This window comes from Peribacillus sp. FSL E2-0218, assembly GCF_037992945.1.
Classification (GTDB): domain Bacteria; phylum Bacillota; class Bacilli; order Bacillales; family DSM-1321; genus Peribacillus; species Peribacillus simplex_B.
Window position 1 is genome coordinate 1,571,506 of sequence record NZ_CP150304.1, and the last position, 15,930, is coordinate 1,587,435.

General features: G+C 42.3%; 15 protein-coding genes. 10 read left to right on the plus strand and 5 right to left on the minus strand.

Features of this window, described 5'->3' with window-relative positions:
* The first annotated feature begins 6 nt into the window (after positions 1 to 6).
* Together MHI53_RS07565 and MHI53_RS07570 are read left to right on the plus strand one after the other, a co-directional pair.
* Positions 7 to 315, plus strand: a complete 309-nt coding sequence (locus MHI53_RS07565; RefSeq protein ID WP_061144092.1) for a YlaH-like family protein — start codon at positions 7 to 9, stop codon at positions 313 to 315.
* Between the two features lie 4 nt (positions 316 to 319).
* Positions 320 to 604, plus strand: a complete 285-nt coding sequence (locus tag MHI53_RS07570; protein ID WP_061144091.1) for a hypothetical protein — start codon at positions 320 to 322, stop codon at positions 602 to 604.
* Positions 605 to 641: 37 nt separating this feature from the next.
* Here MHI53_RS07570 and MHI53_RS07575 read toward each other — a convergent pair whose 3' ends face one another.
* The 3 genes from MHI53_RS07575 to MHI53_RS07585 all read right to left on the minus strand — a co-directional run bounded on the left by MHI53_RS07575 (position 642) and on the right by MHI53_RS07585 (position 2,018).
* Positions 642 to 983, minus strand: coding sequence for a hypothetical protein (locus MHI53_RS07575; RefSeq protein ID WP_340373151.1), 342 nt, complete (start codon positions 981 to 983; stop codon positions 642 to 644).
* Between the two features lie 73 nt (positions 984 to 1,056).
* Complete coding sequence (locus MHI53_RS07580; RefSeq protein WP_081092555.1) at positions 1,057 to 1,257, minus strand: YlaI family protein; 201 nt, start codon at positions 1,255 to 1,257, stop codon at positions 1,057 to 1,059.
* Between the two features lie 161 nt (positions 1,258 to 1,418).
* Positions 1,419 to 2,018: a YhcN/YlaJ family sporulation lipoprotein gene (locus MHI53_RS07585; protein WP_081092554.1), complete on the minus strand. Its 600-nt coding sequence runs from the start codon at positions 2,016 to 2,018 to the stop codon at positions 1,419 to 1,421.
* Between the two features lie 267 nt (positions 2,019 to 2,285).
* On the opposite strand from MHI53_RS07585, the gene MHI53_RS07590 reads away from it, so the two are divergent.
* A complete protein-coding gene (locus MHI53_RS07590; protein WP_061144089.1) occupies positions 2,286 to 3,617 on the plus strand; it encodes a PhoH family protein in 1,332 nt (443 codons plus the stop codon).
* Between the two features lie 66 nt (positions 3,618 to 3,683).
* Here MHI53_RS07590 and MHI53_RS07595 read toward each other — a convergent pair whose 3' ends face one another.
* A complete protein-coding gene (locus tag MHI53_RS07595; RefSeq protein ID WP_155645580.1) occupies positions 3,684 to 4,187 on the minus strand; it encodes a peptidyl-prolyl cis-trans isomerase in 504 nt (167 codons plus the stop codon).
* A 222-nt stretch (positions 4,188 to 4,409) separates the two neighbouring features.
* On the opposite strand from MHI53_RS07595, the gene MHI53_RS07600 reads away from it, so the two are divergent.
* Together MHI53_RS07600 and pyc are read left to right on the plus strand one after the other, a co-directional pair.
* Complete coding sequence (locus MHI53_RS07600; RefSeq protein ID WP_061144087.1) at positions 4,410 to 4,691, plus strand: YlaN family protein; 282 nt, start codon at positions 4,410 to 4,412, stop codon at positions 4,689 to 4,691.
* Between the two features lie 592 nt (positions 4,692 to 5,283).
* Positions 5,284 to 8,721 (plus strand): pyruvate carboxylase, encoded by a 3,438-nt coding sequence (pyc, locus tag MHI53_RS07605; protein ID WP_340373152.1) that lies wholly within the window; start codon positions 5,284 to 5,286, stop codon positions 8,719 to 8,721.
* Between the two features lie 429 nt (positions 8,722 to 9,150).
* On the opposite strand, the gene MHI53_RS07610 is transcribed toward pyc, so the two are convergent.
* Positions 9,151 to 10,137: a heme A synthase gene (locus tag MHI53_RS07610; protein WP_081092553.1), complete on the minus strand. Its 987-nt coding sequence runs from the start codon at positions 10,135 to 10,137 to the stop codon at positions 9,151 to 9,153.
* Between the two features lie 618 nt (positions 10,138 to 10,755).
* Between MHI53_RS07610 and cyoE the strand changes: the two genes are divergently transcribed.
* The 5 genes from cyoE to ctaF all read left to right on the plus strand — a co-directional run bounded on the left by cyoE (position 10,756) and on the right by ctaF (position 15,900).
* Positions 10,756 to 11,694 carry a heme o synthase gene (gene cyoE, locus MHI53_RS07615; protein WP_061144084.1) on the plus strand — a complete coding sequence of 313 codons (939 nt, stop codon included), beginning with the start codon at positions 10,756 to 10,758 and terminating at the stop codon, positions 11,692 to 11,694.
* A gap of 259 nt (positions 11,695 to 11,953) precedes the next feature.
* Positions 11,954 to 13,036, plus strand: a complete 1,083-nt coding sequence (gene coxB, locus MHI53_RS07620; protein ID WP_061144083.1) for a cytochrome c oxidase subunit II — start codon at positions 11,954 to 11,956, stop codon at positions 13,034 to 13,036.
* Between the two features lie 24 nt (positions 13,037 to 13,060).
* A complete protein-coding gene (ctaD, locus tag MHI53_RS07625; RefSeq protein ID WP_061144082.1) occupies positions 13,061 to 14,932 on the plus strand; it encodes a cytochrome c oxidase subunit I in 1,872 nt (623 codons plus the stop codon).
* Positions 14,932 to 15,561, plus strand: a complete 630-nt coding sequence (locus MHI53_RS07630; protein ID WP_061144081.1) for a cytochrome (ubi)quinol oxidase subunit III — start codon at positions 14,932 to 14,934, stop codon at positions 15,559 to 15,561. Before ctaD ends, MHI53_RS07630 begins: the two co-directional genes overlap by 1 nt.
* 3 nt (positions 15,562 to 15,564) lie before the next feature.
* A complete protein-coding gene (ctaF, locus tag MHI53_RS07635; RefSeq protein WP_061144080.1) occupies positions 15,565 to 15,900 on the plus strand; it encodes a cytochrome c oxidase subunit IVB in 336 nt (111 codons plus the stop codon).
* Positions 15,901 to 15,930: the final 30 nt, after the last annotated feature.

The window sequence follows — 15,930 nt, forward strand, 5'->3', positions numbered from 1 at the left end:
AATAGATTGGATATCCAAGAGCGATTATCATTTTTTGCAGCATTGTACAGAGTGGATGAGAATCCTGAAGCAGGAATGTGGTATTTGTATTTAACGGTCTTAGGATTGTGCATCCTTGTCTATCAGTTAGGTTTTGCCAAAAAGTTACCTTTGCTAAAAAATGTGGTCATTTATGCAGTAATGGCACTTGGATGTACCCTTCTTTCTTTCTTTGCGGTGTTTCTTCCTATGGGGGAAGCCTTGGTCATCGCATCTCTTGTTCTTGGGATTTATAGAATCCGTCTTCATAATTCCAAAAAAGAAGAACGGGCATAACCTGATGAAATCATTACAGGATGCTTTATACAATTGGTTGACAATAAAAGTTGTCTGTGATGCAAGACCTGATGATACTGCTGCGCGCGAAACCGAAATGTTTTTCATGCAGTTGTTGAAAGACGATCATCGAGTGAACATTGATTCGGTTTCACGATCAGAGCCTTTTTACTTCGTCGAGTATACAATGGATGAAGAAACGAAAAAGCAGCGTTTCCCAATCGAATTGATTGATATCATGTTAGATCAAATTCAGCTCGAACCAGAAAAGTATAAAAATATCGAGTAATGATAAAAAGAACCGTGCGAATTTCGTACGGTTCTTTTTATATGGCTTTTGGGAGGGAAAGTGCGTAAAACAGGTGCAGGAATGCCCACAAACTGAAGGCGGTCATATCAGAAGGCAGGACAGCGCCTGTCAAGGACCATGCCGCTAATGGAAAGTACAGAATGACCGCAGGGATGATCGTCAGGAATGCAAGCAGGTATGTATTCCAGCCCCTGAAGAGTTTTAACGGAACGACGATTTGGACATAACCATAAGTAATCGCTAACGAGAATAGCAGATGGAATAAGAACAATGACTCCTCACCCCAGGGAACGGTGCCGATGACAGGAAGGAAATCCACATTCAGTAAAAGCGTATACACTTTTATTCCAGAAAGCATTTCAACCCACTTCATAACCAATCCAAGGACAATCCCATTAAGGAGACCGATCACAACGGTTCTATACCTGCGATTACCATTCATCTTCCGTTTTGATTGTACGGTAAAGCCTGAAGTTCCCCGTTGCAATCCGTTCATTCGTACGCTTTTCTATGCGTTGATTGCATGTATTGCACATATAGGTATGTATAGGCCGATTACGGAGTTTCTTTGCTTCTGGACTATCGTCAGGGATTGATTCGATTTGATCGCATATTACACATTTAACCTTCATATCATTTGAACCTCACTTCAATTCGAATATGCTTTTAAGTATACCAATATTTTAATGGTAAAACGAGGATAAAGTGCAAGCGTACCTTGAACGTGAAACGTTTTTTGGCGCAAGGCCAGCCATAAAACAAAAACCCGAAGAATTGCTTCGGGTTAGTAAACTCATTCCATATGGTGATTGGATTGATCATTTTGCTCTTTATCCAGCTCTTTTCTTTCCTGATTATCATTCAGCTTATTCTTTTCCCTGTCAATCGTTTTTGATGGTATGGGTGTCAAAATATCACCCGGAACCTCAGGGATTACTCTGCTTGTGATGTCAGCCAGTTCATTCAAGATCCCTCTTACTGGTTTACCGTTTTTAATATCCTTTGCTACTTCCCGGATCCGTTCGTTTAAATCCGGATCGGCGACGATGATGGCACTTGCACCGTCAGGATCATGCTTTAACGTTTCACCGACCGAATATTTAATCGACCCTACCTGTGAACGCTCAATGTCCTGATCAATATCTATCCCTACTATCGCATATTTGCCGAGAACCACTGCAGTGGCATCATTCACTTCAGGAATGGACTTAGCCAAACCAGTGAGCCTTTTTGCCGTTTGCTGCCCGGTATCTCTGTCCGCTTCCTGGATGGTCGAGTTATTGACTTTCGTTATATGGTTTTTTGCAGGATCTTCCGACGCTTGATTTTTATTATCCATTGAACATCCCGCCATCAAGAGCATGGCAGAAAGCGATAAAATGATTTTTTGCAAGATATGGCCCCCCTTAAAGTATTTCGTTAGTTACAGCCTGTCCACACCGGCTATTTCTAATGCATATAGGCATAAATTTCAGCAGACAATGATATGTTCCGCGTTATGTGATGATATCTTTACAGGAAGTTTTCTTTATAGTCTGTAAATGTTCTTCTATCTTTATGCAAAGGAACATATATTTTATCAACAGTCTCGTCCGCTACATAACTGCTGAGTGTAGTAAATGGTAAGGCATATCCTAAAGAGCAGGCAGGAGGCGTCATATTGGGAAATAAAATCTATGTTTTAGATACGAATGTCCTGTTGCAGGATCCGTATTCGATTTATTCATTTCAAGATAATGAAGTGGTCATTCCAGCAGTCGTCTTGGAAGAATTGGATTCGAAAAAAAGGTATATGGATGAAATAGGAAGAAATGCCAGACAAGTATCGAAGCTGATCGATAGCTTCCGCGAAAAAGGGAAGCTTCATCTGAGCATCCCCCTTCATAATGGAGGAAGCTTAAGAATTGAACTCAATCACCGATCATTCCATGAGCTTCAGGAAATTTTTGTCGAGAAAACGAACGATAACAGAATATTGGCCGTTGCCAAAAATTTATCATTGGAAGAGGAGACGAAAGAAGACGGCAAAACCGTCATCCTTGTAAGCAAAGATACCCTTGTAAGGGTGAAAGCCGATGCGATCGGGCTTGAAGCAGAGGATTTTTTAAATGATCGCGTCGTTGAATTGGACCATATATACGGTGGGCATAAAGAAGTGTTCGTCGCGATTGATAATCTGAATAAGTTTTATGAAAAAAGTTTTCTGCCACTTGAAGAACTGACAAAAGATACGTATCATCCCAATCAGTTCCTGTTGATGAAGGACACGCTGGGGAGTTCAGCTTCCGCGATTGGCATAGTGGATGAGAACTGCAGGTTCGTTAAGAAATTGGTATATGAAGGTGAGCATATTTGGGGAATCAAGCCAAGGAATGTCCAGCAGACGATGGCCCTTGATTTGTTGCTTCGTTCCGATATCCAGCTGGTGACGCTGATAGGGAAAGCGGGAACAGGGAAAACATTATTGGCATTGGCGACAGGCTTGATGCAGACGGAGGATCTGTCACAATATAAGAAACTTTTGGTTGCCAGGCCGATCGTCCCCGTAGGCAAGGATATTGGATATCTCCCTGGAGAAAAAGAAGAGAAGCTACGACCTTGGATGCAGCCTATTTTTGATAATCTGCAATATTTGTTCAATACGAAAAAACCGGGTGAATTGGATGCCATTTTAGCGGGCATGAGTTCGATTGAGGTCGAGGCATTGACGTATATAAGGGGGAGGAGCATCCCTGATCAATTCATCATCATCGATGAAGCGCAAAATCTAACGAAGCATGAGGTTAAGACAATCTTGACGAGAGTAGGGGAGCGGAGCAAAATTGTCTTGATGGGGGATCCCGAGCAAATAGATCATCCTTATTTAGATGAATACAATAATGGCTTGACCTATGTGGTGGAAAAATTCAAGACAGAGCGCATAGCCGGACATGTTAAATTAATTAAAGGGGAACGGTCAGGATTGGCCCAACTCGCCGCCACGCTATTATAAAGGAATAGGCAAGCGGGGGAAGCCCCCCCTTGCCTATTCCTTTAAGGCTTTATGACCATTCAGCCACTATTTTATGGTGAAAGACCGAACATTCTTAATCGGATCTTCGAGATTGGAGGCATCCCCAAAATAAATTTCCATCGGGCCGCCCTCTGTTACTTTAAGGGGCTTGCCATCCTTGGAAAAACCAAGGAAAAATTGAAGAGCCGTTTCCAGAGGGAACGTAAATTCTTTATCTGCAGTTGTAACCATGACTTCCGTTACCCCGTTTTCAGGTTCGGCATTTTTCAAAAAAGGTTCGAACGGGATGCCAAAAGTCCCTTCCATCAGTCTTTGCTTTTCGAATTTCCGTTCCGTCTTCAATGTAGGAGGCATGGTTGCTCCTTCTTGTATTTCTTTTTGCCAATGCTTGGAGGCATTGATCGTATACTCTTCCAATTCATTGACTTCTGCTCTGTCAGCGTGGAAATATGTATCGATTTCAACTTTACGGTCATCAAAAATCCAGACACCGGGATCTAGCGTTATAGGATATTTCACTTTTCCATTTATAAACACGATGGGTTCCAAATATCTCATTCCTTTCTGTTGCTCTTAAGTAATTATAATCAATATTAAATGAAATGTCACATCATCAAGGATGTCGATTATTATCGTTGGCTTCGTATAAGTAACGGAGAGATGGATGTGACGTTCAGGCGGGAAATTGTTTGTCAATGTCCTTGCTTTTTCACAAAACTAAAGGTAGAATTTAAAGATAAGATATAATCGCTCTGAGCGGGGGGATTTAACATGGCATCTGATATGCTTGTCAATCATCGAGAAAAAGCTTATGCTTTATTAAAAGCAGATGCTGACAAGATTCTAAAACTGATTAAAGTTCAAATGGAGAATCTCACTATGCCTCAATGTCCTTTATATGAAGAGGTACTGGATACTCAAATGTTCGGCCTATCACGGGAAATCGATTTTGCCGTCCGTTTGGGCTTGGTAGAGGATACCGAGGGTAAATCCCTTTTGGAAACACTCGAACAGGAATTGTCAGTTTTGCATGAAGCATCATTGAAAAAATAATAGATAAAACATACTAACTCAAACAAATCTCGATGATTGTTTGAGTTTTTTATTTGTGTACAATCGGGTTTAATAGTGCTATACTTTTTTTGAATGTTACATACTAATTACCGAAATAGCTCAATAGGGGGGCTTTTTTTTACGACCAGAATACGTAGGTTACGTGCATTTTTATGTAAAGCAAAAATTCCCGATTGGCACTCCTTCGAAATGGCTTCCACGAAAAAAGCATGCTTAATTCCTTGTTTTTGCATATGAATATACATAATTTTTTATTTTTTTATTGTATTCAGTTTATTTTAGTATTATGGTTATATTAATTGATTCCAAGTCCAACTGATTCTTTTTGATAATATATTATAATAGCTTAATATTCTGTTACTAAATGCTAGGGGTTATTTATCATTTGTGATAAGATACGTGAAAATAAAATCTAAAAATATATCGAAATAATTACAACGGCGATAGAATAGGTGTTATCTGATCGTTCTCCCCGCAGTGAGGGAATAACTTTGTGAATAAAAAGTGGTGTATTCATCACGCTTTTTTTCTATATATTCTATAAAAATACATATTGATTAGGGTGGTAGCAATGGGTAAACGTATAGAAAAAGTACTGGCGGCAAACCGTGGAGAAATTGCGATTCGGATTTTCAGGGCATGTACGGAACTGGATATTCATACAGTTGCAATCTATTCAAAGGAAGATTATGGTTCTTATCACCGTTATAAAGCGGATGAAGCCTACCTGGTCGGAGAAGGCAAAAAGCCGATTGATGCATACTTGGATATTGAAGGCATCATCGAAATCGCCAAAATGAGCGGTGTCGACGCGATTCATCCTGGTTATGGTTTCCTGTCTGAAAATATTGAATTTGCCAAACGGTGTGAAGAAGAGGGCATAATCTTCATAGGGCCGGAATTAAGACATCTTGATATGTTTGGTGACAAAGTTAAAGCAAGAACACAAGCGGAACTAGCCAATATACCGGTCATTCCTGGCAGCGAGGGCCCAGTGTCCAGCGTGGAAGAAGTCAAGGCATTTGGTGAACAATACGGTTTTCCCATTATTATCAAAGCTTCTTTAGGCGGCGGCGGGCGCGGAATGCGGATTGTCGGGAAAATCGAAGAAGTGGAAGAAGCATATGATCGTGCAAAATCAGAAGCCAAGGCAGCCTTTGGCAATGATGAAGTGTATGTAGAACGATTCATCCAAAATCCAAAACACATCGAGGTTCAGATCCTCGCTGATACGCATGGAAATATCGTCCATCTATATGAACGTGACTGTTCGGTCCAGAGGAGGCATCAAAAAGTTGTCGAAGTGGCACCTTCCGTTTCCCTCACGGATCAATTAAGGGAAGAGATTTGCGAGGCAGCAGTCAAATTGGCGAAAAATATTGACTATGTGAATGCCGGTACGGTCGAATTTCTTGTCGCCAATGGAGAATTCTACTTCATTGAAGTGAATCCAAGGGTTCAGGTTGAACATACGATCACGGAAATGATTACCGGTATCGATATCGTCCAATCGCAAATCATGATTGCCGAAGGACATGATCTTCACGGCAAAAAGATCGGAATTCCCGAACAAGCAGGAATAAAAACTCATGGGTACGCCATCCAATCACGGGTGACGACTGAGGATCCTTTGAATAACTTCATGCCCGATACCGGCAAGATGATGGTATACCGTTCAGGTGGGGGTTTTGGTGTTCGACTGGATGCGGGGAATGGATTCCAGGGAGCGGTTATCACGCCTTACTACGATTCCCTTCTTGTTAAACTCTCAACACATGCGCTTTCATTCGAGCAGGCAGCCTCTAAAATGGTACGTAACCTTAAGGAGTTCAGGATCCGCGGGATTAAAACGAATATTCCCTTCCTTGAAAATGTTGTAAAACATGAAAAATTCATAACTGGCGAATACGATACATCCTTCATTGATTCAACTCCGGAGCTTTTCAGCTTCCCGGTCAGGAAAGACCGCGGGACAAAAATGCTTTCGTATATCGGAAATGTCACCGTAAATGGTTTCCCAGGCGTCGAGAAGAAGAAAAAGCCTGTTTTCGACCCAGCCCCAATTCCTAATGTTGCTGGTTTGCCGCTTCTTTCCGGCACAAAAAGCATCCTTGAACAAAAAGGCGCAGATGGGCTCGTTAACTGGATTAAAGAGCAAAATGAGGTATTGATCACTGATACCACGTTCCGTGATGCCCATCAATCCTTATTGGCGACGAGAGTCAGGTCGAAAGATATCCTTGATATCGCCGAACCAACAGCAAAACTCCTTCCCGAATTATTTTCAATGGAAATGTGGGGCGGGGCAACGTTTGATGTAGCCTACCGATTCCTGAAAGAAGATCCATGGGACAGGCTGTTAAGCTTCAGGAAAAAGGCGCCGAATGTCCTTTTGCAAATGCTATTGCGGGCTTCGAATGCAGTAGGTTATAAAAACTACCCTGATAATGTCATTCGTGAATTCGTGGAAAAATCAGCGGATGCAGGGATCGATGTTTTCCGGATCTTCGATAGCTTAAATTGGGTCAAGGGTATGGAAGTGGCGATCGATGCAGTCCGTCAATCAGGTAAAATTGCGGAAGCGGCCATTTGTTATACAGGTGATTTGAATGACCCATCGAGAAGTAAATACAATATCGACTACTATAAAAACATGGCAATGGAATTGGAGCATGCCGGTGCCCATATTCTTGCGATCAAGGACATGGCCGGTCTCCTGAAGCCGGATGCCGCGTACCGTCTTGTTTCGGAATTGAAAGCAACGACATCGCTGCCGATTCACCTTCACACACATGATACAAGCGGAAATGGGATATACATGTATGCCAAAGCGATTGAAGCGGGTGTGGATATCGTTGATACGGCGATTGGCTCTTTAGCCGGGCTGACATCACAGCCAAGCGTGCAAACCCTTCATTATGCACTGGAAGGATCAAGCAGGCAGCCTAAATTGGAAGTAGATGCACTAGAGCGTTTAGGAGAATACTGGGGAGAAGTCCGGAAATTCTATAATGACTTCGAGAGCGGCATGAATGCCCCTCATACGGAAGTGTACAAACACGAGATGCCAGGAGGCCAATACAGTAATCTGCAGCAACAGGCTAAAGCTGTGGGACTAGGAGAACGCTGGCATGAAGTGAAAGAGATGTATCAGCGAGTGAATGCGATGTTCGGTGATATCGTTAAAGTTACTCCTTCTTCCAAAGTGGTGGGGGACATGGCTTTATTCATGGTGCAAAATAACCTATCCGAAGAAGATGTCCTGACGAAAGGCAAATCCATTGATTTCCCTGATTCGGTTATCGAGTTATTCGAGGGTTACTTGGGGCAGCCGGTTGGCGGTTTTCCGAAAGAGCTTCAGGAAGTTATCCTAAAAGGTAAGAAACCGATAACCGTAAGACCTGGAGAATTGTTGGAGGAAGTGGACTTCGGTGCCCTTAAAGAAGAACTATTCAAGGAATTGGGCCGGGCTGTCACGGATTTCGACGTGCTCGCATATGCCTTATATCCAAAAGTGTTCTTGGATTATAATAAAACCATCGAGCTGTTTGGCGATGTTTCCAATCTTGATACCGCGACTTTCTTGTATGGAATGCGATTGGGAGAAGAAATCGAGGTCGAAATTGAAAAGGGAAAAACCCTTATCGTTAAATTGGTATCAATCGGCCAACCATTGGCTGATGGAACACGGGTTGTGTACTTCGAGTTGAACGGTCAATCGCGTGAAGTGATCATAAAGGATGAAAACATAAAATCATCCGTTATCTCAAAAATGAAGGCTGATCCAAAAAATAAAGAACAAATCGGTGCGACGATGCCAGGTACGGTCATTCGTGCCGTCGTAGAAAAAGGCGATCAAGTCAAGCAGGGTGATCACCTGATCATTACCGAAGCGATGAAAATGGAAACCACCGTCCAAGCACCATTCTCTGGAACCATTAAAAATATCTATGTGAAGGATGGAGAAGCGATCAGCACAGGGGATTTATTGATTGAAATAACCAAGTAGTACCGCTGGCTGTGGCTCTGCAAATGAATGGGGGCATTAATGGGTAGGCTTGAGCCTTCAAGCTTCCCTATGCCCCTATATAGGCAAATTAGGGCCATCATATGCATGGATGAAATAGAAAACCACCAATCTAAAATGATTGGTGGTTTTTAAGTCTGTAGATACTCTGGTGAATAATGGAGAGTATCTCTTTTTTTTGCTTTGCCTTTCGAACGCTCCCTTTACATTTCAGGCCTTGTTTTGAGCCAAGTTCGCCCCAATGCCTCCAATAGAACCACATACCCATTCCAATCTTAGGGGGAGCATGACTATGTATACGATGCACCTTCTTCTAATGCTTCAAATCCAATGAAAAAAGGAAGGCAATGATGTCGCATTCCCTTCCTTTTTTTGCTTTGCACACTATATTATTGATTGAACAATCAGATATTAACGAGCGGGTAACGTCGGCGTTATATCGTGTTCATTATGCACGTTGACTGTGTTTGGGGAGCTCCCTTTCAGCTTGGCTAAAGCATTTTTCTTGCTTCTGGATGTCAGCAGCATCAAATAGCTCATGACACCAAAAAAGCAGGCGATGAACAAGGCGTGCGATAATGCGATGTATAGGTTCTGCCTTGAGAAAATGATGAATGCACCGGCGGTAACTTGCAGAAAAACAAGAATGAATGCAGCAATCCATCCGCCGTATATCACTTTTTGATTTTTGTAATATTTATGTGCAATATAAGTCACATAAGATACCCACAGGAATATCGTGCCGGCGATTGCGCGGTGCCCCATTTGAACCCATTCATATAGATTGGAGGGGAGCGCGGGGCTGTCATTAATGCATAAAGGCCAATCCTTACAAATCAGGCTGGATTCCGTATGCCTTACAAGGGCCCCCGTATACACGACAAATAGACTGAAAGCCAATACTCCGGTGATATGGAATTTCATCCGTTTATCAACGATAAGTTTTTCGGCTTCGAACTTCTTGTCCACTTCAAAAATCAACAGCGTCAATAAAAAGACGGATGCGAAGGAAATCAGCGATATGCCAAAATGGAGGGCGAGAACAAAATCGGATTGCGACCAAAGGACGGCAGCGGCTCCTATCAACCCTTGCAGCAACAGGAAGCTAAAAGAAAGGACGGATAAAAAACGCGCTTCCCGAATATGGCCAATTTCCCGCCAAGACATATACGACAATAATAAAACCAAGAAACCTCCTGCACCTGAAACGAGGCGATGGGAAAGCTCAATGACCAATTCAAGCGTGATTTTGTCAGGAATCAGCTGGCCGTTGCACAATGGCCAGGACCTGCCGCATCCCATTCCGGAATCCGTCTTGGTGACTAGAGCTCCACCCAGTAAGATGAATAGCATTACAATCGTAGTTAAAACAGCAAACCATTTAAGAGACGATTTCACTAGTAGTCCCACCTTCTTCTCTGTAGCCAAGTTATTTTGTTCCATAGTATCAATAATAGCATAAAATATTTCACAAATATTTGTCGAACTTCCTCGATCTTACACAAAATAGTATGATTTTACAAGTTCGGTTAATATTATGGTCCGTGAATTAAAATGCCCGAAATAGTTGAAAGTTACATAAGACTTTGATAGAAATAAAGGGAGTGTAAACCTTCAAGTAGGTGCAAAATAGAGATAGAGCCTAGGGGATGATGATAATGACGTACGATCCAAGTTCTGATGGGAAATCTGGCAGCTGCTTACGAAAGCAGTGAAAGGTATGGAGACACAAATTGGTCAAAAAATATCCAAAAATTTTTCACAAAAGCTTCCAAAAATGTGTTTTAATATATTGGAGAAATGATTTTACTAAATTTTACTGTTGATAAGCATGATATGAAGAATAATAGCTCTCGATGCATTCCATTGACTACAGTCATTGGTAAATAATTTACTTTTTGTTTTACGCTTCCTTGGTTACAAATATCGAAAAGTATGAAATAATGTTCCTATAGCATATGTAAGTATTTTTTTTGCATTTGCGTCTGTGTTTAATGATTTAAAGGAGGAAAACAAATGTCAGAAACAAGGGGTTTGTCAGAAGCTGTCATGAAGGACAGTAAAGCCGCCCTTCAATCGGATATACCGGAAACAACAGCTTGGAAGGACTTTCTCGCTCTTATAAAAGTGGGGATTGTCAATTCAAATATAATAACAGCTTTTACCGGTGTATGGTTAGCCCTTCATTTTTCGGGGCTAAGCTTTTTAAGTAATCTTGATGTAGTATTTTATACACTTGCCGGATCCGCGCTCATCATGGCGGGATCGTGCAGTTTCAATAATTATTATGACCGGGATATAGATCATTTAATGGAAAGAACGAAAAACCGGCCAACGGTAACCGGAAAAGTTCAGCCTTCGAAGGTTTTGGCGTTAAGCTTCGGCTTAATCGCTGCAGGGTTGATTTTACTGGCCTTGACTAATATGACCACGGCCTTGCTTGGTGCATTTGGCGTCTTCGCCTATGTTGTTTTATATACCATGGTATTTAAACGGAGATTCGTATCCAATACGATCATAGGCAGCATATCGGGAGCGGTTCCTCCGCTTATTGGCTGGGCTGCCGTCGATCCGGGCCTTGATACGATCGCTTGGGTTTTGTTTGCGATCATGTTCCTATGGCAGCCGCCCCATTTCTATGCACTTGCGATGAGGCGTGTCGAAGAGTATCGTGCAGCGGGTGTTCCAATGCTTCCGGTCGTAAAGGGGTTCAAGGCTGCAAAACGATCAATTATGTTATGGATCATCTGTTTAATGTTCATTCCTTTCTTCCTGATTCCATTAGGAATTCCTCTAGTCATTTTGGCAGCTTTATTAAGTACAGGCTGGCTTATTTTGGGAATTAACGGGTATAGAAAGAAAGATGATGTTAAATGGGCAACATCCATGTTTGTATATTCTCTAAATTATATGACCATTTTATTTGTAGCGATGGTTATTGTCACACTTATCTAGTTTGGTTAAATGAGCTGTGGCCTGTTCCTATACAGGCCGCAGCTCACCAATACATATTGCATTAACCGCCATACATACATATTAACGGAAAAGTTTTTCAGCAGGGTCTTCATAAGAGCGGTTACATGAATCATCGTAAAAAAATCCTTAGATTAGGGATTCTTTCTTTTTTAGAAATTGACATAGAGAGAATATTCGCAATTGCGCCCATTTTTTATTTTGTTAGAAAATTTTGACGAAAGAGGGGGTTTCTGAAGCTATGAAAAAAAGGCTGCACAAATGGCGCCTGTTTGCTCTGCTGGGTATTGTAGGGCTTGTCCTTTCGGGCTGCGGCGAACCATATCTATCCGCACTGAGGCCAGCTGGCGATGTTGCACAATCTCAGTTTGACTTACTGATATTGAGTACACTAATCATGGTATTGGTTATTATTGTAGTGATTGTTTTGTTCGTTGTAGTTTTACTGCGCTTCCGTCGGAAGAAAGGCGACGAAACAATACCGAAACAAATTGAAGGAAGTCATAAACTCGAAATCATCTGGACTGTCATTCCTATCCTTCTTTTAATTGTTCTGGCTGTACCAACCGTCGTCACGACCTTCGACCTGGCTGACACAAAGGCGATGGATAAGAAAGATAAGGATGGAAAAACGAAGGATGCGCTCGTGGTGAATGTTAGGGCTAACCTTTATTGGTGGGAGTTTGAATATCCAGACCTAGGCGTTGTAACAAGTCAGGATTTGGTTGTCCCAACCGATCAAAAAGTCTATTTCAATCTGACTGCTTCGGATGTCAAGCATTCATTCTGGATACCGGCCGCCGGCGGGAAAATGGATACGAATACGGATGGAGTCAATAAGTTTTACTTAGAATTCGATAGTAAAAAAGCAGAAGATTCTAATAATTTATTTTACGGGAAATGTGCTGAGCTTTGCGGTCCTTCCCACGCATTGATGGATTTCAAGGTTGTCCCGAAGTCAAAAAGCGACTTTGAAGCATGGGCAAAAGATATGAAATCCGTAAAGGAACCTGTCGTGGAAGGGGATGCAGCCAAGCAGGGAGAAGCTGTGTTCAACAAAAGCTGCATTGGTTGCCATGCAGTGACTCCAAATGATAGCAGACCTGAAGCTGCTCGTCAGGCACCTAATCTGGCTACGTTCGGTGAACGTCAAAAAATAGCGGGCGTTTTGGATCACACGGAAGCAAATGTGAAGAATTGGATCAAAGACCCTGAGAAGTATAAACCGGGCAACACGATGACCGGTACTTACGGTGAACTTTCAGATTCAGATATTGATGCGCTGGCAGCTTATCTATTACAGCTTAAGGTGGAAGAAAAATAGAAGTTTGATCAAGGAGGTTAAATCGTGAGTACGTACGCTAATAAAAAAGGATTTGGCGCTACGATTTGGGATTATTTGACGACGGTGGACCATAAGAAAATCGCCATATTATATCTTATCTCTGGCGGGCTATTCTTTGTAATCGGCGGTTTGGAAGCGATGTTTATCCGTATCCAACTTGCAATCCCAAATAATGATTTCGTAAGTGCCGGTTTTTATAATGAAATTTTGACGATGCACGGTACTACCATGATATTTCTGGCGGCGATGCCATTGGTATTCGCTCTTATGAATGCGGTCGTACCGTTACAGATAGGGGCTCGTGATGTCGCGTTCCCATTTTTGAACTCGTTAGGCTTTTGGTTATTCTTCTTCGGAGGAGTCTTTTTGAACCTTTCCTGGTTTTTAGGAGGGGCGCCTGATGCAGGCTGGACGTCATATGCATCGCTATCCATGCACTCTGCGGGGCATGGCATTGATTTTTATGTCCTCGGGTTACAGTTATCGGGTTTTGGATCACTAATAGCGGGGATCAATTTCCTTGTTACCATCATTAACATGCGTACACCAGGTATGACCTATATGCGTATGCCGCTGTTTACGTGGTCAACTTTCGTCGTTTCTGCATTGATATTATTCGCTTTTCCTCCGCTTACAGTTGGATTGGTGCTAATGATGTTCGATCGGATGTTCGGCTCGAATTTCTTCGATGTCGCAGCAGGAGGAAATACCATCATTTGGGAGCATTTATTTTGGATATTCGGTCACCCTGAGGTATATATCCTGATCCTCCCTGCATTCGGGATTTTTTCGGAAATATTTGCCACGTTCTCCAGAAAAAGATTGTTCGGTTACTCTTCGATGGTATTTGCAACCGTTTTAATCGGCTTCCTTGGTTTCATGGTATGGGCCCACCATATGTTCACCACTGGTTTGGGACCTATCGCAAACGCGATCTTTGCTGTGGCTACCATGGCCATCGCGGTACCGACCGGTATCAAGATTTTCAACTGGATCTTTACGATGTGGGGCGGAAGTGTCAGGTTCACGGTACCGATGCTATATGCGGTTGCCTTTATTCCTACTTTCACAATGGGTGGCGTGACAGGTATCATGCTCGCATCAGCTCCAGCCGATTATCAATACCATGATAGCTATTTCGTTGTTGCCCATTTCCACTATGTCATTGTCGGTGGGGTAGTCTTGGGTTTACTGGCAGGAATCAATTTTTATTGGCCGAAAATGTTTGGAACGATGTTAAGTGAAAAATTGGGGCAAATCACATTTTGGACATTCTTGATCGGATTCCACTTAACATTCTTCATTCAACATTTCCTAGGTCTTATGGGTATGCCTCGTCGCGTATTTACGTTCTTGGACAATCAAGGCCTCAATACAGGCAATATGATCAGTACCGTCGGAGCCTTCTTGATGGCATTTGGTGTTTTGGTCATGGTCATCAATATCATCATCACGGCCGTGAAAAATGAAAAAGTTGGCAATGATCCTTGGGGAGATGGGCGGACGCTCGAGTGGGCGATTCCTTCACCGCCGCCGTTTTACAATTTCAAGCAACTGCCGCTTGTTCGCGGTTTAGATGCTTACTGGGTTGAAAAGATGGAAGGCAAAAAGGAAATGACACCTGCAGAACCTCTAGGGGATATCCATATGCCGAATTCGTCCTTTCTGCCGGTGACGATTGCATTCGGTTTATTTGTAGCCGCCTTCGGAGCTTTATATCATATGGATGACAAGTCTTGGACATTGCCGATTATCATTGTCGGACTTTTAATCACATTCGGTTCAATGTTGATCCGTTCCGTTAAAGATGATCATGGATACCATATTCATAAAGAAGACCTGATGGACGATTCTGACAAGGGAGGTAAGGCATAATGCACACAGATGAAAGATTCACGGATGCCACTTGGCCTGCCTCTCCCGAGAAAGCAACTCTCGAAGGGAAAAATAAGTATTTGGGATTCTGGTTGTTTCTCGGTGGAGAGACGGTGTTATTCGCCTCACTATTTGCAACTTACCTTGCCTTAAAGGATAAGGTACCGAATGGTGAAGCAGCCTTGGCAAAAGATTTGTTTGAATTGCCACTCACTTTTGTGGCGACGATGCTGCTATTGACCAGTTCGTTAACAAGTGTATATGCGATGTACCATATGAAAAACAACCATTTCAAACAAATGCAAGCCTGGCTTGTCATAACGATTGCGCTTGGTTTCGGCTTTCTAGGCCTTGAAATTTATGAATTTAATCACTATGTTCATGAGTTTCATCATACATTCACAAGTAGCGCATTCGGCTCGGCTTTCTATACGTTGGTCGGATTTCACGGGGGGCACGTTGCGTTTGGTCTGATGTGGTTCATAACCCTTATGGTGCGAAATGCAAGGAGGGGCCTTAATTTGTACAATGCCCCTAAATTTTATATTGCGAGTCTTTATTGGCATTTCATTGACGTGGTCTGGGTATTTATCTTTACAGTCGTATACTTAATGGGAATGGTGGGATAACTGATGGCGAATGAACAATCAAATTCAGCGAACCCGAATGTCGATTTAAAATATCGCCGAAAGAAAAACGCTGAAGAGATGAAACATCAAGTGATTACATTTGTATTAATGATTTTCTTTACAGTCATTGCCTTCATCGCAGTGGGAATGGAAGAGTTTTCACATTGGTTCATCAAACCGGTCATTTTACTGCTAGCGGTCATCCAAGTGGTGTTCCAATTGTATTATTTCATGCATATGAAGCACAAAGGTCATGGGACGATCTCTTTGTTTTTATTCTCTGGCCTGGCGGTCGGCTTAATTACGGTCCTCGTTTTCACAACGATCGTTTGGTTATAAACCTTAAAGGGAATCGGCTATTGCAAGATA

Bases quoted from the DNA above. Each gene is read 5' to 3' on its own strand.
- MHI53_RS07580 (WP_081092555.1), bottom strand. From the start codon at position 1,257: ATGAAGGTTAAATGTGTAATATGCGATCAAATCGAATCAATCCCTGAC.
- MHI53_RS07575 (WP_340373151.1), bottom strand. From the start codon at position 983: ATGCTTTCTGGAATAAAAGTGTATACGCTTTTACTGAATGTGGATTTC.
- MHI53_RS07570 (WP_061144091.1), top strand. From the start codon at position 320: ATGAAATCATTACAGGATGCTTTATACAATTGGTTGACAATAAAAGTT.
- coxB (WP_061144083.1), top strand. From the start codon at position 11,954: ATGAAAAAAAGGCTGCACAAATGGCGCCTGTTTGCTCTGCTGGGTATT.
- MHI53_RS07630 (WP_061144081.1), top strand. From the start codon at position 14,932: ATGCACACAGATGAAAGATTCACGGATGCCACTTGGCCTGCCTCTCCC.
- pyc (WP_340373152.1), top strand. From the start codon at position 5,284: ATGGGTAAACGTATAGAAAAAGTACTGGCGGCAAACCGTGGAGAAATT.
- ctaF (WP_061144080.1), top strand. From the start codon at position 15,565: ATGGCGAATGAACAATCAAATTCAGCGAACCCGAATGTCGATTTAAAA.
- cyoE (WP_061144084.1), top strand. From the start codon at position 10,756: ATGTCAGAAACAAGGGGTTTGTCAGAAGCTGTCATGAAGGACAGTAAA.
- MHI53_RS07600 (WP_061144087.1), top strand. From the start codon at position 4,410: ATGGCATCTGATATGCTTGTCAATCATCGAGAAAAAGCTTATGCTTTA.